This window comes from Streptomyces sp. NPDC088747 (assembly GCF_044751025.1).
GTDB lineage: Bacteria > Actinomycetota > Actinomycetes > Streptomycetales > Streptomycetaceae > Streptomyces.
Genome location: NZ_JBIVKZ010000006.1, coordinates 324,496 through 344,453 on the forward strand (window position 1 = coordinate 324,496; position 19,958 = coordinate 344,453).

The 19,958-nt window shown below is 71.7% G+C and carries 19 protein-coding genes; 9 read left to right on the plus strand and 10 right to left on the minus strand.

From position 1 onward, the window contains the following. Positions 1–27: 27 nt before the first annotated feature. From ACIP79_RS17195 to ACIP79_RS17205, 3 genes are all read right to left on the minus strand, one after another. Entirely contained in the window at positions 28–681 is a 654-nt protein-coding gene (locus ACIP79_RS17195) for a hypothetical protein (protein WP_383680988.1), read from the minus strand. A 163-nt stretch (positions 682–844) separates the two neighbouring features. Further along, positions 845–2,668, minus strand: coding sequence for a glycoside hydrolase family 3 protein (locus tag ACIP79_RS17200; RefSeq protein WP_401223944.1), 1,824 nt, complete (start codon positions 2,666–2,668; stop codon positions 845–847). 437 nt (positions 2,669–3,105) lie between these two features. Further along, positions 3,106–4,023 carry a LysR family transcriptional regulator gene (locus ACIP79_RS17205; protein WP_401223946.1) on the minus strand — a complete coding sequence of 306 codons (918 nt, stop codon included), beginning with the start codon at positions 4,021–4,023 and terminating at the stop codon, positions 3,106–3,108. 124 nt (positions 4,024–4,147) lie between these two features. Between ACIP79_RS17205 and ACIP79_RS17210 the strand changes: the two genes are divergently transcribed. Further along, a complete protein-coding gene (locus ACIP79_RS17210) occupies positions 4,148–5,065 on the plus strand; it encodes an EamA family transporter (protein ID WP_401223949.1) in 918 nt (305 codons plus the stop codon). A 4-nt stretch (positions 5,066–5,069) separates the two neighbouring features. Beyond that, on the plus strand, positions 5,070–6,299 hold the full coding sequence (aroA, locus tag ACIP79_RS17215; RefSeq protein ID WP_401223952.1) for a 3-phosphoshikimate 1-carboxyvinyltransferase: 1,230 nt from the start codon (positions 5,070–5,072) through the stop codon (positions 6,297–6,299). 29 nt (positions 6,300–6,328) lie between these two features. Here the strand turns inward: aroA and hemC are convergent, their stop codons facing one another. Continuing rightward, positions 6,329–7,264: a hydroxymethylbilane synthase gene (hemC, locus tag ACIP79_RS17220; RefSeq protein WP_401223954.1), complete on the minus strand. Its 936-nt coding sequence runs from the start codon at positions 7,262–7,264 to the stop codon at positions 6,329–6,331. Positions 7,265–7,357: 93 nt separating this feature from the next. Between hemC and ACIP79_RS17225 the strand changes: the two genes are divergently transcribed. Continuing rightward, a complete protein-coding gene (locus ACIP79_RS17225; protein ID WP_401223956.1) occupies positions 7,358–7,954 on the plus strand; it encodes an RBBP9/YdeN family alpha/beta hydrolase in 597 nt (198 codons plus the stop codon). Here the strand turns inward: ACIP79_RS17225 and ACIP79_RS17230 are convergent. After that, positions 7,935–8,123, minus strand: coding sequence for a DUF397 domain-containing protein (locus ACIP79_RS17230; protein WP_401223958.1), 189 nt, complete (start codon positions 8,121–8,123; stop codon positions 7,935–7,937). The genes ACIP79_RS17225 and ACIP79_RS17230 overlap by 20 nt on opposite strands. Then, on the minus strand, positions 8,120–8,938 hold the full coding sequence (locus tag ACIP79_RS17235) for a Scr1 family TA system antitoxin-like transcriptional regulator (protein WP_401223960.1): 819 nt from the start codon (positions 8,936–8,938) through the stop codon (positions 8,120–8,122). The genes ACIP79_RS17230 and ACIP79_RS17235 overlap by 4 nt, the downstream gene beginning before the upstream one ends. Positions 8,939–9,057: 119 nt before the next feature. Here ACIP79_RS17235 and ACIP79_RS17240 point away from each other — a divergent pair, with 119 nt between their 5' ends. After that, positions 9,058–9,477, plus strand: coding sequence for an ATP-binding protein (locus tag ACIP79_RS17240; RefSeq protein WP_401223962.1), 420 nt, complete (start codon positions 9,058–9,060; stop codon positions 9,475–9,477). On the opposite strand, the gene ACIP79_RS17245 is transcribed toward ACIP79_RS17240, so the two are convergent. From ACIP79_RS17245 to ACIP79_RS17255, 3 genes are all read right to left on the minus strand, one after another. Continuing rightward, positions 9,391–10,743, minus strand: a complete 1,353-nt coding sequence (locus ACIP79_RS17245) for an MFS transporter (RefSeq protein ID WP_401223964.1) — start codon at positions 10,741–10,743, stop codon at positions 9,391–9,393. The two genes, ACIP79_RS17240 and ACIP79_RS17245, sit on opposite strands and share 87 nt — an antisense overlap. A 96-nt stretch (positions 10,744–10,839) precedes the next feature. Further along, positions 10,840–11,778: a GNAT family N-acetyltransferase gene (locus tag ACIP79_RS17250; protein WP_401223966.1), complete on the minus strand. Its 939-nt coding sequence runs from the start codon at positions 11,776–11,778 to the stop codon at positions 10,840–10,842. 299 nt (positions 11,779–12,077) lie between these two features. Further along, complete coding sequence (locus ACIP79_RS17255) at positions 12,078–13,127, minus strand: LacI family DNA-binding transcriptional regulator (RefSeq protein ID WP_401223969.1); 1,050 nt, start codon at positions 13,125–13,127, stop codon at positions 12,078–12,080. Positions 13,128–13,385: 258 nt separating this feature from the next. Between ACIP79_RS17255 and ACIP79_RS17260 the strand changes: the two genes are divergently transcribed. Genes ACIP79_RS17260 through ACIP79_RS17270 form a run of 3 tightly spaced genes read left to right on the plus strand, consistent with a single transcriptional unit; the run spans position 13,386 to position 16,524 of the window. Further along, positions 13,386–14,537, plus strand: a complete 1,152-nt coding sequence (locus ACIP79_RS17260; RefSeq protein ID WP_401223971.1) for a Gfo/Idh/MocA family protein — start codon at positions 13,386–13,388, stop codon at positions 14,535–14,537. After that, a complete protein-coding gene (locus ACIP79_RS17265; RefSeq protein WP_401223973.1) occupies positions 14,534–15,691 on the plus strand; it encodes a dihydrodipicolinate synthase family protein in 1,158 nt (385 codons plus the stop codon). Before ACIP79_RS17260 ends, ACIP79_RS17265 begins: the two co-directional genes overlap by 4 nt. 26 nt (positions 15,692–15,717) lie before the next feature. Then, complete coding sequence (locus ACIP79_RS17270; protein WP_401224292.1) at positions 15,718–16,524, plus strand: sugar phosphate isomerase/epimerase family protein; 807 nt, start codon at positions 15,718–15,720, stop codon at positions 16,522–16,524. A 185-nt stretch (positions 16,525–16,709) separates the two neighbouring features. On the opposite strand, the gene ACIP79_RS17275 is transcribed toward ACIP79_RS17270, so the two are convergent. Next, entirely contained in the window at positions 16,710–17,699 is a 990-nt protein-coding gene (locus ACIP79_RS17275) for an AraC family transcriptional regulator (RefSeq protein WP_401223975.1), read from the minus strand. Between the two features lie 490 nt (positions 17,700–18,189). Between ACIP79_RS17275 and ACIP79_RS17280 the strand changes: the two genes are divergently transcribed. Both ACIP79_RS17280 and ACIP79_RS17285 read left to right on the plus strand, forming a co-directional pair. After that, on the plus strand, positions 18,190–19,251 hold the full coding sequence (locus ACIP79_RS17280; protein WP_401223978.1) for an ArsR/SmtB family transcription factor: 1,062 nt from the start codon (positions 18,190–18,192) through the stop codon (positions 19,249–19,251). Between the two features lie 158 nt (positions 19,252–19,409). Next, the gene (locus tag ACIP79_RS17285; protein ID WP_401223980.1) at positions 19,410–19,826 is read left to right on the plus strand and encodes a hypothetical protein; all 417 of its coding nucleotides are present in this window, start codon (positions 19,410–19,412) and stop codon (positions 19,824–19,826) included. Positions 19,827–19,958: the final 132 nt, after the last annotated feature.

Consider the following 19,958-nt stretch of genomic DNA (forward strand, 5'->3'; position numbering starts at 1 on the left):
TCCCGTGCTGCGCCCGCCCGTCGGCTGCTACAACGGGCGGGCGCAGCCCACCGGCTCGCTGCCGCCGAGCTGGACGTACAGGTCCGTGGCGGCCGGGCACTGCGCGCGGCTCCCGACCGCCGACGTCACCTTGTACTCCGGGGCCTTCTCGCCCTCGCCGTCGCACGCGGTCTCGCGGACCTGGCCGCTGCCCGAACTGTAGACGCAGTCACCGACGACGGTACGGGGGCCTCCGCCGCCGCCCGGGTCGCCCGGGTGTGGGGGCTGGAGCTTGCGCATACAGGCGTAGCCCTGCGGGACCGCGCCGTCGCCGTCCTCGTCGGAGGCGGGCCGTGTCTCGCTGATGTGCAGGACGAAGTCCGTGTTCGCGGGGCAGGAGGGGCCGTCCGCCACCTTGCCGTCGTAGCGGGCGACGACCCGTGCGGCCGCCCGTTCGCTGGTGCAGCGCACCTCGGTGAAACTGGTCGTCCCGAACGAACTGCACTCCTCGACGGCGAGGAACACCGCGCCGTAGCCCGTGGGCCGCATCGGCGCCGTGACCGCGGAGGAACCGGACGGCGAGGGCTCGGCGGGCCCCGACGAGGTCGACAGCGCGTCGCAGCCGGTGAGCCCCGGCACCGCCAGCACGCATGCCAGCGCACCCGCCGGCAGTGTTCCCAGCACGGAACGCGCAATCCGCATGGCTCGCATGGCAATCCCCCCGATACCCCAGCCCAGCGTGACCCGCGGCAGCGGGCCACGCCAGGCGTACGGGGGGCTTTGCGTCACTTGGGGGCGGTGCGCCGGGTGTGCGGCGTACGCGCCATACGTCGGATGACCCGCCCCTGTGACACCTCCTGTCCGACTAGTACCTCAGCCCGTACCCCACCGGATACAGCACCCGCGTCGGATCGTCGGCCCGTTGCACCGGCACCGGCAGCTCGCCCCGCGGCTCCGCGCGGCCCGCGATGACCCGGGCAGCCGCGCGCAGTTCGACGTCGGTCCAGGAGTAGGCCGCCAGGAAGGCCTGGACGTCCGGGAGTTGGGCGACGTCGTACGGGTTGCGGATGGCGACAGCGATCACCGGGACGCCGGTGGCCAGGAGTTGGGCGACCAGGGTCTTCTGGGAACTGCTCGCCGACACGTTGTACGTCCCGACCACCACCGCGTCCGCCTCGCCGGCCGCCGTGACCGCGCGGGCGATCGTCGCCGCCGAGGGCGCGGTGCCGGTGGACAGCGCGGTCGCGGTGAAGCCCAGCTCCGTGAGGGCGCGGGCCAGCACCGCGGTGGGCGGTCCGTCGCTGCCGGACGGGGAGGCCGGGTCGGCGCCCACCACCAGCACTCTGGGCGAGCGGCGCCGGGAGAGCGGAAGCAGGCCGTCCTCGTTGACCAGCAGGGTCGTGGTGCGCTCGGCGATCCGGTCGGCGGCCCTGAGGTGCCCGGCGGTGCCGACGGCGCGGTCGACCCCGGCGTCGGTGACGTACGGGTCCCTGAGCAGTCCCAGCTTCGACTTGAGACGCAGGACGCGCAGGATCGACTCCTCCAGGCGCGCCTCGGTCAGCTCGCCGCCCCGTACGGCGTCGAGGACGGCGTTCCAGGCGATGTCGAGGGAGGGCGGGTTGAGGAGCTGGTCGACACCGGCCTTGAGGGCCAGTACGGGCACGCGGTCGTCGCCGTACTTCGTGCGGACGCCCTCCATGCCGAGCGAGTCGGTCACCACGAGCCCGTCGTAGCCCAGTTCGCCGCGCAGGATGCCGGTGAGGATGGTCGGCGAGAGGGTGGCCGGGTCACCGGAGTCGTCGAGGGCCGGGACCATGATGTGCGCGGTCATGATCGAGTCGATGCCGGCGCGGACGGCCGCCCGGAACGGCGTGGCGTCCAGGGTCTCCCACACCTCACGGCTGTGCGTGATGACCGGGAAGCCGTAGTGGCTGTCCACGGCGGTGTCCCCGTGCCCCGGGAAGTGCTTGGCCGTGGCCGCGACTCCGGCGCCCTGATACCCCTTCACCTGGGCGGCGACCAGACCCGCCACCGCGTCCGGGTCGGCGCCGAAGGACCGTACGCCGATCACCGGGTTGGCCGGGTTGACGTTCACGTCGGCGACCGGGGCGTAGTCCTGGCGGATGCCCAGCGCGTGCAGTTCGGTGCCGGAGATCCGGGCCGCCGTACGGGCGTCCTCCCGCGACCTGCCCGCGCCGAGCGCCATCGCGCCCGGGAGCAGCGTCGCGGGCTTGCCCACCCGTGCCACTATCCCGTGCTCCTGGTCGGTGGAGATGAGGACGGGAAGCCCGCGGGGCTGGGCGAGGGAGGCCCGCTGGATCCCGTTCGAGAGAGCCGCGATCTGGTGCGGGTCACGGGTGTTGTGCGCCCAGGCGAAGTAGATGATCCCGCCGACGCGGTACTTGGCGATCAGCTCCTCGGCCGTCCTGACGCCGAGCTCCTTGAGGTTGGCGTCGATGTCGGCCTGGTCGGGCTCGGTCGCCGAGTGCCCGTAGACCCGCGTCACGAAGAGCTGGCCGACCTTCTCCTCCAGCGTCATACGGGAGATGAGCGCGCGGAGTCTCCTGTCGTCGTGCGAGTCGGCGTACGCGCTGGTGCCGGCGGCGAGGGCGGTGGTGACGCCCGCCGTGGCGGCGAGAACGGTACGTCTGGACGGTCGTGCCGTGCTTCCCGTGCTGGAGTCGCGCACGTGGCGCCCCTTCCCTTTTGAAGGAAACTTCCGAGGAGCCACGAATATCCGGGAAGTTTCTTCCAGTCAAGGGTGCGCACATCAACGCGCGGCGGGCGGCGGCGGGGCCGTCACCGGCGCTGTTGGAGGGGGGCGCACCGGTGACGGCATGCTGCCGGCCGCGGGCGGAGGAGAGGGTAAGTCAGCTTTCGCAGCCAGCAGCGACGCCGACACCGCCCCACGGAGACTCACCCGACAACACGCGCCTTGGACGAAGCGAGGGGGTTACGGGTTCCCCCCCGCTGTGGGCATGCGTGCCGCTAGGGGCGGCACGGGTGGGCACAGCGGCACCCCGCAAGCGCCGGGCTCCGCGTCCCACCCCGCCCGAGCCCCAACGCCGGGCAACAGGAAAACGCCCTAGGCCTCAGCTACACCGCCGGGCCCCGGCAACAGCACCGTCACCGCACCCCGTGCGCGGAAACCACCGGCCAATGCCCCTGCAAGGTCCGCACCATCTCCGAGATGGCCGGCCGCCGAGCCGCCCCCGCCCGCCACACCGCGTACAACCTCCGCACCGGCATGGGATCGAGCGGCACCTCGACCACCCCGTCCGGCAGGACCCCCCGCCCCAGCCGGGGAATGAGCGCCACCCCCAGCCCCGCCGCGACCAGCGCCACCAACGTCGGGTTCTCCTCCGCCTGGTGGACGATCTCCGGCTCGCACCCCGCCGCCCGCAACGTCCGCACCAGCCAGTCGTGGCACACCCGCCCCGGCGGCTGGCAGATCCACCGCTCGTCCCGGAGATCCTCGCGCCGCACGGCCGCCCGCCCGGCGAACGGATGCCCGGCCGGCACCAGCAGATCGCACAGGTCCTCGCCGATCAGCGCCTGCTCCACCCCGTCGGGGGCGGGCAGCGGCGCGATGTCCCAGTCGTGCGCGACCGCCATGTCCACCGCGCCCCTGGCGACGAGGTCGACGGAGAGATGCGGATCGACCTCGGTCAGTCGGGTGTCCAGCGCGGGATGCCGCCGCGCGAGATCCGCGAGCACCCCCGGCATCAGCCCCCGCGCCGCCGACGCGAACGCCGCCACCCCCAGCCGCCCGGCCGGCAGCCCCCGCCGCTCCTCCAGCTCGGTCTCGGCACGCTCCACGATGGACAGCAACTCCCGCGCGGTGGCGGCGAGTCGCTCGGCCTGCTCGGTGAGCCGTACGCCCCGGCCCTGGCGTTCCAGGAGCACGGTCCTGGTCTCCCGTTCCAGCTTGGCGATCTGCTGGGACACGGCGGAGGGCGTGTACCCGAGCGAGGCCGCGGCGGCGCCGACGGTGCCGTGGACGGCGACGGCGTGCAGGGCGCGCAGCCGTTGGAGATCGAGCACGGGGCCTCCCGGGGGACGGTGACGTGGCGGGTGACGACGTACCCGCATCACATAAGCATCGCTACATCCAACCATGCAGGAATCCGTGCTGGTGCTACACGATGGGCGCCCCGATGCTTGATCCATGCGACCCACCCACATCGCCCTGGCCGTACTCGTCGCCGCCGTCTGGGGCGTGAACTTCACGGTCATCGAGGTCGGCCTCGACCACTTCCCGCCCCTCCTCTTCTCGGCCCTCCGCTTCCTGGTGGCCGCCCTGCCCGCGGTCTTCTTCGTGGGCCGCCCGAAGGTGGCGTGGAAGTGGATCGTGGCGGTGGGCCTGGTGCTGGGAGTGGCGAAGTTCGGGCTGCTCTTCGTCGGCATGGACGCGGGCATGCCGGCCGGCCTGTCCTCGCTCGTCCTCCAGATCCAGGCGGTGTTCACGGCCCTGATCGCCATCGCCTTTCTCGGTGAACGCCTCACCGGCATACGGTTGTTGGGCATGACGGTGGCCCTGTGCGGAGTGGTGCTCGCCGCGGTGGACGAGGGCGCGGCCGGACCCGTCGGCGCCTTCGCCCTGGTCGTCGTCGCCGCGGCCTGCTGGGGCGTGTCCAACGTCCTCACCCGCAAGGCCTCCCCGCCGGACCCGCTGAACTTCATGGTGTGGGTCAGCACCGTTCCCGTACTGCCACTCCTCGCGCTCTCCCTGCTCACCGAGGGCCCTTCCCGCGATCTGGCCGCGCTGCGCGCCCTGGACTGGCAGGGCGCGGGCGTCGTGGTCTACGTCGCGTGGGTCACGACGGTCTTCGGCTTCGGCGCGTGGGGCTGGCTGCTGCACCGCCACCCGGCGTCGACGGTGGCGCCGTTCTCGCTCCTGGTCCCGGTCTTCGGGATGTCGTCCGCAGCACTCTTCCTGGGCGAGTCGGTCAGCCCGCTGCGCTGGGGGGCTGCCGCGCTGCTGGTGGGCGGGGTGGGCCTCACCTCGCCGGCCCCCGGCCGACGCCGGGCGGGGGTCCAGTCGGCGGACGGTCCGGCGCGATCGCGGATCAAGGAGCCAGCATGACCCCATGGCCGTAGTCAACATTCCCGGTTCCAAGTCCATCACCGCTCGTGCGCTGTTCCTCGCGGCGGCGGCGGACGGGGTCACCACCCTGACCCGCCCGCTGCGTTCGGACGACACCGAGGGCTTCGCGGAGGGCCTGACCCGGCTCGGCTACCGCGTCGGCCGGACCCCGGACACCTGGCACGTCGACGGCCGCCCGCAGGGCCCCGCGGCCACCGAGGCGGACGTCTACTGCCGCGACGGCGCGACCACCGCCCGCTTCCTGCCGACCCTGGCCGCCGCGGGCCACGGCACCTACCGCTTCGACGCCTCCGCGCAGATGCGCCGCCGCCCGCTCGCCCCGCTGACGAACGCCCTCCGCGACCTCGGCGTCGACCTGCGGCACGAGGAGACGGAGGGCCACCATCCGCTGCGGATCGCGGCGGCCGGGGTCGAGGGCGGCGACGTGGTCCTCGACGCGGGCCAGTCCTCCCAGTACCTGACGGCCCTCCTGCTGCTGGGCCCGCTGACCCGCAAGGGCCTGCGGATCACGGTCACCGAGCTGGTGTCCGCGCCGTACGTCGAGATCACCCTCGCGATGATGCGGGCCTTCGGGGCGGACGTACGACGTGACGGCGACGTCTTCGTGGTGGAACCCGGCGGCTACCGCGCCACGACGTACGCCGTCGAGCCCGACGCCTCGACCGCGAGCTACTTCTTCGCGGCCGCCGCGGTCACCGGACGCGAGGTGACCGTGCCGGGCCTGGGCGAGGGCGCGCTCCGGGGCGACCTGGGCTTCGTCGACGTGCTGCGCCGGATGGGCGCGCGGGCGGAGGTCGGACCCGGCGGCACGACGGTCACCGGCACCGGCGAACTGCGCGGCCTCACCGTCAACATGCGCGACATCTCCGACACCATGCCGACCCTCGCCGCGATCGCGCCCTTCGCCTCCGGGCCCGTCCGCATCGAGGACGTCGCGAACACCCGGGTGAAGGAGTGCGACCGCCTGGAGGCCTGCGCGGAGAACCTCCGGCGGCTGGGCATCCGGGTGGAGACGGGCCCGGACTGGATCGAGATCCACCCCGGTACGCCGGTCGCGACGGCCCCGGTCACCACGTACGGCGACCACCGCGTCGTCATGTCCTTCGCGGTGACCGGACTCCGGGTGCCCGGCCTCTCGTTCGACGACTCCGGCTGCGTACGGAAGACGTTCCCGGGGTTCCACGAGGCGTTCGCGGCGTGGGCCGCGGGGTGAGCCGGCAGATCAGTGCAGGTCAGTGCAGGTCAGTGGGGGATGCCGTCGATGAGCTCGCGGGCCCCCTGGCGCAGCAGCGCTACGGCGACGGAGGTGCCCAGGGTCGCCGGGTCGAGACGGCCCGCCCACTCGTGGGCGTTCAGCACGGTCTTGCCGTCCGGGGTGAACACGCAGGCGCGCAGGGACAGTTCGCCACCGCGCTCGGACCTTGCGTACCCCGCGATCGGTGAGTTGCAGTGGCCCTGGAGGACGTGCAGGAACATGCGTTCGGCGGTGGCCTCCCGGTGCGTGGCCGGGTCGCCGAGGCCGCTGACGGTGTCGATCACGGCCGTGTCGCCCTCGCGGCACTGGAGGGCCAGGATGCCCGCGCCGATCGGCGGCATCAGCGTCTCCGGCGACAGGATCTCGGTGATCACGTCCGCCCGCCCGATGCGTTCGAGCCCGGACGCCGCGAGCAGCAGGGCGTCGGCCTCACCGGCGGCCAGCTTCTCCAGACGCCGGTTGGCGTTCCCCCGGAACGGCACGCAGTCCAGATCCGGGTGCGAGGCCGCGAGCTGCGCGACCCGGCGTACGGAGGAGGTGCCGATCCGGGTGCCGGGCGGCAGCTCGTCGAGGGTGAGCCCGCCCGGGTGGATCAGGGCGTCCCGGATGTCGTCGCGTGCGAGGAAGGCGGCGAACATCGTCCCGGCAGGCAGCGGCCGGTCCGCCGGGATGTCCTTCACGCAGTGCACGGCGAGATCCGCCTCGCCCGCCAGCAGCGCGGCGTCCACCTCCTTGGTGAACGCCCCCTTGCCCTCGACCTGCGCCAGATCACCCATCCACTTGTCCCCGGTCGTCTTCACGGGGACGACCGCGGTACGGACATCGGGGTGCAGCACGGCCAACTCGGCGCGGACCCGCTCCACTTGGGCAAGCGCCATGGGCGAGTCGCGGGAGACGATACGGAGGAGTTCCGGAGCGGACATGCCGTTCACGATAGCGGTCCGACGGGAGTGCCGAGGTCCACGCTCCGGACCCGGTATGGACGCGGGCGCCGGTGATCGGAAACGATCGTCGCCATGACCTCCCGCGTGACCTCCCGTTCCTTCCTCGTCCTCCACGGCTGGCAGAACCACCGGCCGCGCGACCACTGGCAGCACTGGCTGACCGACCGGCTGACCGGCCTCGGGCACACCGTCGTGTACCCCCAGCTGCCTGACCCCGACGACCCCGACCTGGAGGTCTGGCTCACCGAACTGTCCCGGCACCTCGCCGCGCTGCCCGGCGGCGGCGAGCGCGTGGTGATCGCCCACAGCGCGTCAGTCCTGCTGTGGCTGCACGCGGTCGCCCGCGGTGTCCCGGGGCTCGACGTCGACCGGGTCCTGCTTGTGGCCCCGCCGTCCGCGTCCGTACTCCTCGGGTACCCGGAGGTCGCGGAGTTCGCCCCGCCCGCGTTCCCCCTCGCCCTGCCAGGACCGACCCGGCTGGTCGCGGGCGCCGACGACCCGTACTGCCCCGAGGGCGCCCTCGCGGCCTACGGCGACCCCCTCGGCATCCCCACCGAGATCATCCCGGGCGCGGCCCACCTCGACCTGGACGCCGGTTACGGCTCCTGGCCCGCCGTACTGTCCTGGTGCCTCGACGACTCCGCGAAGCTCACGGCCCGCCCGGCGTAGGCACGGTGTGCGCGAGGAACGCGGTCCAGGTGGCAGGGGAGACGGTGAGGTGGGGGAGGGAGGGGGCCTTGGAATCACGGATGTGGATGACGGAGGCGGTGGCTATCTCGACGCAGTCGCCGCCCGTGCTGTCGCTATAGCTGCTCTTGAACCAAGCCAGTTCGGTCATAGCTCACCTGCCAACTGCTCGATCAGGGCTACGGATTCCTCCGGGCGGAGGGCCTGGCTTCTGATCATCGCATAACGGCGGGTGAGGATTCCTACGTCTTCCGGACGGGAGACCAGCGTGCTCTGCCCCTGAACTTCCATGTAGACCAGGGTGGTTTGTTCGGGTGTTTCGATGACCTTCATCGGCCCAGGAAGCCCCGCATGACCTCCCTTGCTCATCGGCAGTACCTGGAGCACCAGGTTGGGGCGCTCAGCGCACGAGACGAGGTACTCGTACTGCGCGCTCATAACCTCCGGACCGCCGATCTGGCGCCTGAGCGCGGCCTCTTCGAGGATCACGCTCACCACGCACGACGGCTTGCGGTCCAGCAAGGCCCGTCGCTCAATCCGGGCCACGGTCAGCTGATCGATCTCCTCCACCTCCAGCGGAGGGAAGGCACACTCCAGCACCGCCCGCGCGTACGCCTCGGTCTGCAACAGCCCCTCGATGAGTTGAGTGCCGTACGACGACACACTCAACGCCTCCTGCTCCAGCTGCACGAACCCCTGGAAGTGCGCCGGATACCGCTCCAGCCGGAGATATTTGGCCGCCGCCGAAACAAGACCCCCCGCCTCCAACGCCTTCTCCGCGGCCTCGATGAACTCGTCGGTCGCCGGCTTGGCGCCCGTCTCCACCGCACTCACCGCCGCGCCCGAGTACGCCATCCGCTCGCCCAGTTCGTTCTGCGAGAGTCCCGCCTTCGTGCGCAGTACGCGCAGCACCTCCGCGAAGTACTGCGCGGCAGGCGAGGACGAGTTCTTCTTGGGCTGCCCCATCGCAGTCCCCCCTCTACACGGCTCTACGCCGATCAACGCGCGCGCGGCACCAGTTGCCGTACGCGATGGTCGACGCTCGGTCACTGGTGACGGTAGCGACCAGGGCGGACAGTGGTCTCATGAACACAGAAAGTGACGGTGTAAACCTCCGGCTCCGCACCTGGCGGCGGGGGTTCATGCCGGTGGCCGGAAACATCGCCGAGGTCCGGCACGGCGCCCGGATCGTGCTGGCCGGCTGGGCGGTACCCGAGGACGCCTGCGAGACGGCCGTGCTGATCGTCTCGGAACTGGCGACGAACGCGGTCCGGCACGCCCGCGTCCCCGGCCGTACCTTCGACGTGGCGCTCGCCTACGACGAGACCGGCAAGGCGGTCGAGATCGAGGTCTCCGACGGGTCGCCCCGGCACCCGGTGGTGAGGCCCTTCGACCCCGACGCGACCTCGGGCCGGGGCCTACTCCTTGTCGAGGCGCTGTCCGACGTCTGGGAGGTCCGCGACCGCGAGTTCGGCAAGACCGTCTGGGTCCGGGTCCTCGGCTGACGGGTCCGGCGAGGTGTCGGCCCGGTCGGCCCGCGATCCCCGTAGCTCCGGTGTGCCCGCCGCCACGGCCGCGACCGCGAGCAGGCACAGCACTCCGCCGCTGACCAGCGCGGTCATGCCGGACGTCCAGCCCGCGACCAGGCCGCCGCGCAGGTTGCCGAGGTTCGGTCCTGCCTGGCCGACGATCTGTTCGGCGGCCGTCACCCGGCCAAGAAGCGCGTCCGGTGTGCGGGTCTGCACGATGGTGCCCCGGGAGATGACGGAGAGGGTGTCGGCCGCACCGGCCAGCGCCAACAGGCCAAGGCCCGCCCACGGGTTGGTGACCAGGCCGAACAGCGCGAGCGCGGCTCCCCAGGTCGCCGCGCCGCAGAGCATCACCAGCCCCGGGCGGGCGAGGCGGGTGAGCGAGCCGGACAGGGCCGACGCGGTGATGCCCCCGACGGCCACCGCGGACAGGAACAGGCCCAGGGTGCGCGGATTGTCGCCGAAGCGCTCGGCGTTGACCAGCGGGAAGAGGCTCATCGGCATCGCCAGCACGGTGGCGGCCAGGTCGGTGATCAGCGCGCCGCGCACCGCCCGGTGTCCCACCAGGAAACGGAGCCCGTCCGTGATCCCGCGCAGCCCGGCCCGCGCCAACTCGCCCTCGGGCGGCAGCTTGGGCAGGCCGAAAGCGCCGTAGAACGCCATTCCGAAGCTCAACGCGTCGATCAGGTAGCAGCCGCCCACCCCCAGCACGCCCACCAGCAGTCCGCCGAGCGCCGGGCCCACCAGCATCGTCGCCTGGAACGACACGTGGTTGAGGGCGAGTCCGGCCCCCACCTGTTCCCTGGGCAGCAGTCTGCGGATGAACGAGCCCGCCGCGGGGCCGCCGATCGCGCCGAAGCAGGACTGGGCGGCGACCAGCGCGAGTACGCCGATCACCGGGACGTGGCCGAGGAAGCCCTGCACCGCGAGCAGCAGCGAGACGGCCGCCTGTCCGACGGTGCTCACCAGGTAGATCGCCCGCCGGTCCCGCCGGTCGGCCAGCGAACCGGCGAACAGCCCGACCGCCACCATCGGCAGCGCCTGCGCCAGCCCGACCGCACCGGTCCACGCCGTGCTGCCCGTCATCAGCCAGACCTGGTACATGACGGCGACCAGCGTCATCATGGCGCCGAGCACGGACACCGTCCGCCCGATCAGCAGCCTGCGGAACGCGGGGGAGGTGCGCAGCGGCTCGACGTCGAGCAACGCACGGCTGAGGGTCGGTTTCGGGCTCAGCTTCATGAGAGGGCGGCGGCGGCACGCGCGGGCGGATTCACCGGCCGGAGGTTAACCGTCCGCCCCCGGGCGCGGCCAGTGAATTATGCGGGGCCCGTTCCCTCACCGGCTGTTGCCGTGCAGGTCAAGGCGCCAGTCCTGGCCGACCAGGTCCGCGCCGAAGGAGCGGTGGGGTTTCTCCGAGACGAGGACGAAACCGTGTCGCTGGTAGAGGCGGCGGGCGGAGGCCAGGATGTCGTTCGTCCACAGCACGAGCTCGTGATAGCCGACGCCGCGCGCGAAGTCGATGACGGCGCGGACGAGTTGGTCGCCCACGCCGAGTCCGCGGGCGTCCGGTTCCACCAGCAGGAGGCGCAGGCGGGCCGTGGCGGGTGCGTCGTCCCGTACGCACATCACGCAGCCCACCGGGCGTCCGTCGACCGCGGCGATCCACACGCGCTCCAGGTGCGGGTCGTGATCCTCGGCGAAGTCGGCGACGATTCTCGCCACCAGGCCCTCGTAGTCGGTGTTCCAGCCGTACTCGGCCGTGTAGAGCGCGGCGTTGCGCTGCACGATCCAGCCGAGGTCGCCGGGGCCGGGCTCGCGCAGGCCGACGTCCTGGGGGTGCGGGGCCGCGCTTCGGCTGTCGCCGAGGATCGTGCGTACCGTACGCATCGCCTCCGCGAGCCGCGGTCGGTCGGCCGGGGCCACGGTGGCGAGCAGCTCGCCGACGGTCTCCCGCGCTCGCTCCTCCAGCAGCCCGGCGGCCTCCCTGCCCCGCGCGGTGAGCGTGACGCGCCGACGCCGCGGGTCCTTCTCGGACGGCGCCCGTTCGACCAGTCCGTCCTGCTCGAACTTGTTCAGGATGCGGCTCAAGTACCCCGCGTCCAGCGACAGTTCCTCACGGAGGTCGGCGGCGTCCGTACGAGGGGAGTGCGCGAGTTCGTACAGTACGCGGGACTCCGTGAGCGTGTACGGGGCGTAGAGGTGGCGCCCGTAGTCGAGGGCACCGATGACGTTCGTGTAGAAGCGGTTGAAGGAACGGACATCCTGAACACTCATGCTCGGCCCCGGGTGCTCGGCGTTTTATCGTTGACTCAGTCAGAGGTTCCCTCCGAGCGTAGGCCGCGCCCGGCCTGGCGTCCATGGCGCTCCACTCCCAAGGCGCGTCGGCCACCGGCCGGTGGGGGGTCGGGGCCGTGCCGGTACGTCCCGCCCGTCGCCGACGGATCAGACGTCGGGCAGGAGTTGGGGGTCCGGTGACGCGGGCGTACGCGACGGGCATGTGGACGTACCGGCACGGCCCCTTCCGCCGGTGGGCGGGTGCGGGGTGCGGGGCCTTCTGGCTTTGTTGACGGGGGCTACTTCCTGGGGGTTCCCGTCGAACCCCTCACCATCAACTCGCCGCGTACCGTGGCGATCCCGCCGGGCGGGGGGTCCTCGCGGCCCATGGCGATGCGGCCCGCACGGGCGCCGGCCTCGGAGAGGGGCAGGCGGACCGTGGTGAGGGCGGGTACGGCGTCGATGCTGAAGGGGAGGTCGTCGAAGCCGGCGACGGAGACGTCGTCCGGGATCCGCAGGCCCGAGTCCCGCAGGGCGGCGCAGGCGCCGAGGGCGACGGTGTCGTTGGCGGCGACCACCGCTGTCAACGTCGGCTCGCGGCGCAGGAGTTCGAGGGTGGCCTCGTAGCCGGAGCGGCGGTCGTACCGGCCGTGCACGGTGCGCGCCGGGGCGTCCTCGATGTCGTGGGCGGCGAGTGCGGCCCGGTGGCCCTCCAGGCGGTGGCGGGTTGTCGTGCGCTCCTCCGGACCGGCGATGTAGCCGATGCGCCGGTGGCCGAGCCCGATCAGATGCTCGGTCAACTCCTGGCCACCGCCACGGTTGTCGAAGGTGAGGGCGATCGCGTCGGCGGCCTCGGGTGAGGGCGGCCGGCCGCAGAGGACGACCTTGGAGCCGGCGTCCGCCAGCCGGCGCAGCTTCGCGGCGACGGCCGAGGCGTGCGCGGCGTCCTCGATCGCACCGCCGGTGAGGACCACGGCGGCGGCGCGTTGGCGCTGAAGGAGCGTGAGATAGGTCAGTTCGCGCTCCGGGGAGCCGCCGGTGTTGCACACGACGCCGAGCCGCTCACCGCCCGCGCGCCCCCCGGGCCCCCCGATCTCCGACTGGATCGCCGCGGCCATGATGCCGAAGAAGGGGTCGGCGATGTCGTTGACGAGGATGCCGACGAGGTCGGACGTCGCCGCGGCCAGGGAACTCGCGGGGCCGTTCAGTACGTAGTCGAGGTCGTTCACCGCGCGCAGTACGCGCTCACGCGTGGACGCCGCGACGGGGTAGTTCCCGTTCAGCACCCGGGACACGGTCGCGGGTGAGACCTGCGCACGCGCCGCCACGTCCGCCAGGGTCACGGTCATCTCGTCGTCCTCCGGTAGCGCAACTGGTTGATGTCTTGACTGCCGTCGTGGTGGTCGCCATATGCGGGTACATCCGACCCTGACCATGCCCCCCGCGTCCACCCGTCCGACCGATCGAACATCTCGTCCCCCCTGTGGTCTTGTCCAATTGGCTGGACAGAGGCTAACTTCTTCCTGGATAGAAAGCGCTTGCTGGCACGCTCACCAGTTCCTCAGTGGGGCGTACGGGGCGCGGAACCCGCGTACGAAAGGAATGACGTGACACGCAAGACGGTGCGTATCGCCATGAACGGCGTGACGGGGCGCATGGGCCACCGCCAGCACCTCGTCCGCTCGATACTCGCGCTGCGCGAGGAGGGCGGCCTCGACCTGGGCGACGGCACCGTGCTGTGGCCCGAACCCGTCCTCGTCGGGCGCCGCGAGCACGCGCTGAAAGCGCTCGCCGAGGAGCACGGTCTGACGGAGTGGTCCACCGACCTGGACGCCGTGCTGGCCGACCCCACCATCGACATCTACTTCGACGCGCAGGTGACCTCGGCCCGCGAGGAGTCGATCGCGGCGGCGATCGCGGCGGGCAAGCACATCTACACCGAGAAGCCGACCGCGACCGGCCTCGACGGCGCCCTCGAACTGGCCCGCCTCGCCCATGAGAAGGGCGTCAAGCACGGCGTCGTCCAGGACAAGCTCTTCCTCCCCGGACTGCTCAAGCTCAAGCGCCTCATCGACGGCGGCTTCTTCGGCCGGATCCTGTCCATCCGCGGCGAGTTCGGCTACTGGGTCTTCGAGGGCGACTGGCAGACCGCCCAGCGCCCGTCCTGGAACTACCGCTCCGAGGACGGCGGCGGCATCATCGTCGACATGTTCCCGCACTGGGAGTACGTGCTGCACGAGCTCTTCGGGCGGGTCACCTCCGTCCAGGCCATCGCCGCCACCCACATCCCGCAGCGCTGGGACGAGCGGAACAAGCCGTACGACGCCACGGCCGACGACTCCGCATACGGCATCTTCGAGCTGGAGAGCGGCGCGATCGCGCAGATCAACTCCTCGTGGGCCGTGCGGGTCAACCGCGACGAGCTGGTCGAGTTCCAGGTGGACGGCACGGAGGGATCGGCCGTGGCCGGGCTGCGCAACTGCCGTGTCCAGCACCGCAGTTCGACCCCCAAGCCGGTCTGGAACCCGGACATCCCGGCCACCTACTCCTTCCGCGACCAGTGGCAGGAGATCCCCGACAACGCCGAGTTCGACAACGGCTTCAAGGCCCAGTGGGAGCTGTTCCTGCGGCACGTCTACGCCGACGCGCCCTACCACTGGGACCTGCTGGCCGGCGCCCGCGGCGTCCAGCTCGCCGAACTGGGCCTGCGGTCCTCGGCCGAGGGCCGCCGTCTCGACGTACCGGAGATCTCGCTGTGACGGCCACGATCCGACTGCCCGGCGTGGGAGGCGAGTTGCGCGACCACACACCGCGCTCCGAGCCCCTCGCCGCTGTCACCGGAGGTGCCCTGGCCTCCCGTACGGTCTTCTCCGCGGCGCACGTCGTCGCCGACCCGTACGCGGACGTGTCGCCCGACTCGCCCGCCGCCGTCGACTGGGACGCGACCCTCGCCTTCCGCCGCCACCTGTGGTCCCACGGGCTGGGCGTCGCCGAGGCGATGGACACCGCTCAGCGGGGGATGGGCCTCGACTGGGCGGGCGCGGCGGAGCTCATCCGCAGGTCGGCCGCCGAGGCGAAGGCGGTCGGCGGCCGGATCGCGTGCGGCGTCGGCACCGACCAGCTCACCGAGGGTTCGCCGGGGGAGATCCGGAAGGCGTACGAGGAGCAGTTGGCCGTCGTCGAGGAGTCGGGCGCGCAGGCCATCCTGATGGCCTCGCGCGCGCTGGCGAAGGCCGCCACCGGACCCGAGGACTACCTGGAGGTGTACGGGCATCTGCTCCGGCAGTCGTCCGACCCGGTGATCCTGCACTGGCTCGGGCCGATGTTCGACCCGGCTCTCGACGGCTACTGGGGGTCCAGCGACCTGGACGCGGCCACCGAGGTGTTCCTGCAGGTCATCGCGGCCCACCCGGACAAGGTGGACGGCATCAAGGTCTCCCTGCTCGACGCCCGGCGCGAGATCGACATCAGGCGCCGTCTCCCACGGGGCGTGCGCTGCTACACCGGCGACGACTTCAACTACCCCGAGCTGATCGCGGGCGACGAGCAGGGTTTCAGCCACGCCCTGCTCGGCATCTTCGACCCGCTGGGGCCGCTGGCGGCGCGGGCCGTGCGCGTCCTGGACACGGGCGACGTACGGGGGTTCCGCGAACTCCTGGACCCGACGGTCGAGTTGTCCCGGCACCTCTTCCAGACCCCGACGCGCTTCTACAAGACGGGAGTCGTCTTCCTGGCGTGGCTCGCCGGTCACCAGTCGCACTTCACGATGGTCGGCGGCCTCCAGTCCGCCCGCTCGCTCCCGCACTTCGCCCGCGCCTACGAACTGGCCGACGGACTGGGCCTGTTCCCGGATCCGGAGCTCGCCGCGACGAGGATGCGGACGATGCTCACCCTGTACGGAGTGGCCCAGTGAACCTGTCGCGTTTCTCCATCAACCAGATGACGGTCAAGCAGCTGTCGATGCCCGAACTGGTCGACGCCTGCCTTGAACTGGGCGTCCCTGGCGTCGGCCTCTGGCGTGAACCGGTGCGGGCGTACGGGCTCGACGCGACGGCCAAACTGGTCCGTGACGCCGGTCTGGCGGTGACCACCCTGTGCCGGGGCGGCTTCCTCACCGCGATCGACCCGGCCGAGCGGGCCGCCGCCCTGGCGGACAACCGCGCGGCGGTCGACGAGGCGGCCACCCTCGGCACCGACACCCTCGTCCTGGTCTCCGGCGGACTGCCGGCCGGCAGCAAGGACCTGCACGGCGCGCGGGAGCGGATCGCCGACGCGCTCGGGGAGTTGGGCCCCTACGCGGCGGAGCGGGGCGTGCGGCTGGCCATCGAGCCGCTGCACCCCATGTTCGCCTCGGACCGCTGTGTGGTGTCGACGCTGGCCCAGGCCCTGGACCTCGCGGAACGCTTCCCCGCACAGCAGGTGGGCGTGACGGTGGACACGTACCACATCTGGTGGGACGACACGGCCCCCGCCCAGATCGCCCGCGCGGGCGCCGCCGGCCGCATCCACACCTTCCAACTCGCCGACTGGATCACCCCGTTGCCCGAGGGCGTCCTCAACGGCCGCGGCCAGATCGGCGACGGCTCGGTCGACATGCGGGAGTGGCGCTCCCACGTCGAGGCGGCGGGCTACTCAGGTCCCATCGAGGTCGAACTGTTCAACGAGGAACTGTGGGCGCGCGACGGGCGCGCGGTCCTGGCGGAGACGGCGGCCCGGTTCGCCGAGCACGCGGGTCAATACAGCTAGGGGTGTCGTTCGGCGCCCCGGACGCCGGTATTCACCCGGTGCTCCATCCCTCCCCGGCCGGGATGGAGCACCGGGGTCGGGCTCGCCTGCTGGTCAGGGAGTTGTCCGAGAACCGCCCGACCAGAATGCGGTGTGACTCCCGGGACTGTCGTTACCAGCGGGTCCACAGGTTCTTGACGTTGCGTCTACTCCGCCGTGGCCGGTGCCTGGAAGCGGTACTCCTTGGGCGAGATTCCGTACGCGGTGCGGAAGACGCGGGTGAAACCGGACCCGCGGGGGAGGCCCCAGCGGGCGGCGACGGCGTGGATCGGAGTGCCGTGCAGCGCGGGGTCCGACAGGTCGCGGCGGGCACCCTCAAGACGCTGGGCACGGATCCAGGCCGCGACCGTCTCACCCGACTTCTCCTCCTGGAAGAGCCGGTGCAGATAGCTGAGCGAGATGTGGTGGGCCGCCGCGATGACGGGCGGCGTCAGCTCCGGATCGTGCAGGTTCTGCCGGACGAAGGCCCGGATGCGTTCGGTCATGGCCCGGTGCCGGGTCTCCGGCGGCAAGCCGGCCTCCGTGTCGAGCACCTGCGCGGACCAGGCGGCCAGCAGATCGAGCAGGACCCTGCCAAGTCGCGGCGCGTCGGAGGGCTGGAGGGAGTCGGACTCCTGGTGCAGCCCGGTGAGGAACCCCGACAACAGGGCGCCCGTCCCCTCCTGCCCGGACAGCCGCCTGCCCAGCAACTCCCGGGCCCGGTCCGGCGGTACGGGGAGCAGCGCCTTCGGGAACTCCACGCCCACGCCCGCCACCGCGCGGCGGCCCGCACCGTCCGGCGGCCGTACGTCGTACGGGCGCGAGGTGTCGGTCACCCACAGGTCGCGCGGCTGGTACAGATCGGTCCGCCCGGCATGGTCGAGCCCCAGCGAGCCGCCGAGCAGCAGCGTCAGGTGGTGCTCCTCCGGATCGGACTGCCGTATCAGCTTCGCGTTCCGCCGGAACCGCATCGGCAGGAAGGACGCGGGCCACACGGTCACCGGGCCCAGCTTCAGCAACCGCTGCTCCGCCCAGAAGTCGGCGGCGTACTCACTGCTGATGTCGCTGGGCGCGATCGTCCGGTCCATCAGCTCGCGCCAGTACTCGAACCTGTCTTCCGCAGGTACGTCCTCGCTCCGGAACACCGTCCCGATCATTCCGCCCCGTTCCCCGCTTCCCGATCCCCGTTGCCCTCCAAGTCCCCCGGACCTGCGCTTACTTCGGCGCAATGGCACTTTATCCCTCACGAGGAGAGTGAGCCGGGCGCTCAACAGGGGGCCGGGAAAAAAATCTGGCGACACCGTGCAACCCTTCCCCGGCCTTGCGGGTCGTACTTGGCATCAGGACTTCTGGAGGGGGATCCGGGGGGGATCGCGGGGGTTCTGATTCGGAGGGGAACCCGAGGGGGCCCGGTCGACGGACCGGGCCCCCTCGATGGTGCGTTCGTCGTCCTCAAGGCGTGTCGTCGTCCGGCTGACCTGCCCCTCAGCTCCGCGCATGGGACGTCAACCCCGTATTCCAGCCCAAGTGACGGCAGGAGGCGGCCGGATATGGCGTTCCCTCCTGTGGAAACCGTTCGCCACTCTGCTCCGTGCACAGAGCTGCGCACAGATGAGCAGAGCTGTGCGTGACCGCAGGGGGAAAACCATGCTGCGTATTCACTTCGGGCCCGACGACTTCGCACGGGTCAGGCTGGCCAGGGAACCCGACCCGCTCTGGGAAATCGTCTGCAGCCTGCACCGATTACAGACCTCGCAGGGTCGCTGGGCCTACGCCGACTGGTACCGCGCCACCCGGGACACCCTCGTGGGAACCCCGCTCGGCGACGCGGTACGCAGGCTCCTCGTCCCCGTCGTGCCCCTCGCACGCTACTTCCCGGACTTCCTCACCCCGCAGGAGTCCGCCGACGGGCTGGACCCGGGCCTCGCGGCGATCGTCGACACCCCGCCCACCCGCGTCGCCCTCGAAGTGCGCAGACTGAGACAGATCAGCGGCGCTCCGCCCTGGGCCCCGACCCTCGTCGAACGCGCGAACCGCGAGGAGTTCGCCAAGGCACTCCGCGCCTACCACAACGCCGTGATCGCGCCTCACCACGACCACATCGGCGCCCGCATCACCGGTGAGTCCGCGCTGCGGGCCCGCGAGACCCTCGACACCGGCATCGACGGGCTGCTCGCCGGACTCACGCCCGCCATGCGCTGGCGGTCACCGGTCCTCCAGGTCGACTACGTCGAGGACAGGGACCTCCACCTCGGCGGGCGCGGACTGCGCCTGGTCCCCTCGTACTTCTGCTGGCGGACCCCGATCGCCCTCGCCGACGAGACCCTCGAACCGGTGCTGATCTACCCCCTGCACCGCGCCCGGCTCCCCACACCCGTGCCACCGTCCGAGGCCTCCCTCGGCGCGCTCCTCGGCAAGACCCGCGCCGCCGCGCTGCGCACGCTCGCCGAAGGCGCGACCACCTCCGAACTGGCGCGCTTCCTGGGCGTCTCGCCCGCCACCGCCACGCACCACACCACCGTGCTGCGCGACGCGGGCCTGATCACCAGCCAGCGCACCAGCAACAGCGTGCTGCACACCCTCACCCCGCTCGGCGCGGCGATGCTCCGCCCCTCGGGCCCCACCCGCGTCACGGCTCCCTCCGCCACCGCCGGAGTACCGGCGTCCGCCGCCGGGTCTCGGACTTTCGACTCCGGTCGAAGTCGGTAGTACGGGCACGGCCCGGTCTGCGAGCGTCGTCCGCGAGCCGCCCTCGGGGCAGACGCGAGGCGCGCTCGAGGCAGCCACGAGTGGGACGCACGCACGGGACACGACCCCGCCCGTACTGCCGGAACAAGGCCCGCACGCCCAACCAAGGGGGAACACCCATGAACAAAACCGTCATGGCCGGCGCACTCGCCCTGGTCTCCGCCGCGACCTGCGTGGTGGCTCTCGCCCCGGCCGCGTCGGCCGCCCCGCAGGCCTGCGTGACGCAGAGCCTGACCACCGGGGGCAACGAAGGCGTGGGCACCATCCGCTACAAGTCCGCCAGCAGCACCTGCGGCGACCTCAACCTCACCTACACCAACGACACTTCCGGCTACGCCAACGACTGGTTCGCCGGACGACTGCGCCGCTCCAACGGCACCTGGTTCACCTGTTCCGCCGGTTACGTCCACGCCTACAACGGCAGCCACAGCGTCAACGACTCCACGTACTGGCTGTGCACGGACGTCAACGACAACACCCCGTTCACGGTCGCGAGCCTGGCCAACGGCGGCGACTCCGTCAACATCACGCACTAGCACGCCACTCCCATGACCCGGGGGTGCCGTCACGAGCGGCCGCACCCCCGGGTCACCGGGATCCGAGAAGCCCCAGAAGAAGCCCCAGAAGAAGCCATAGGCAATCGCAGAGGTAGTCGCAGGGGGGAATCC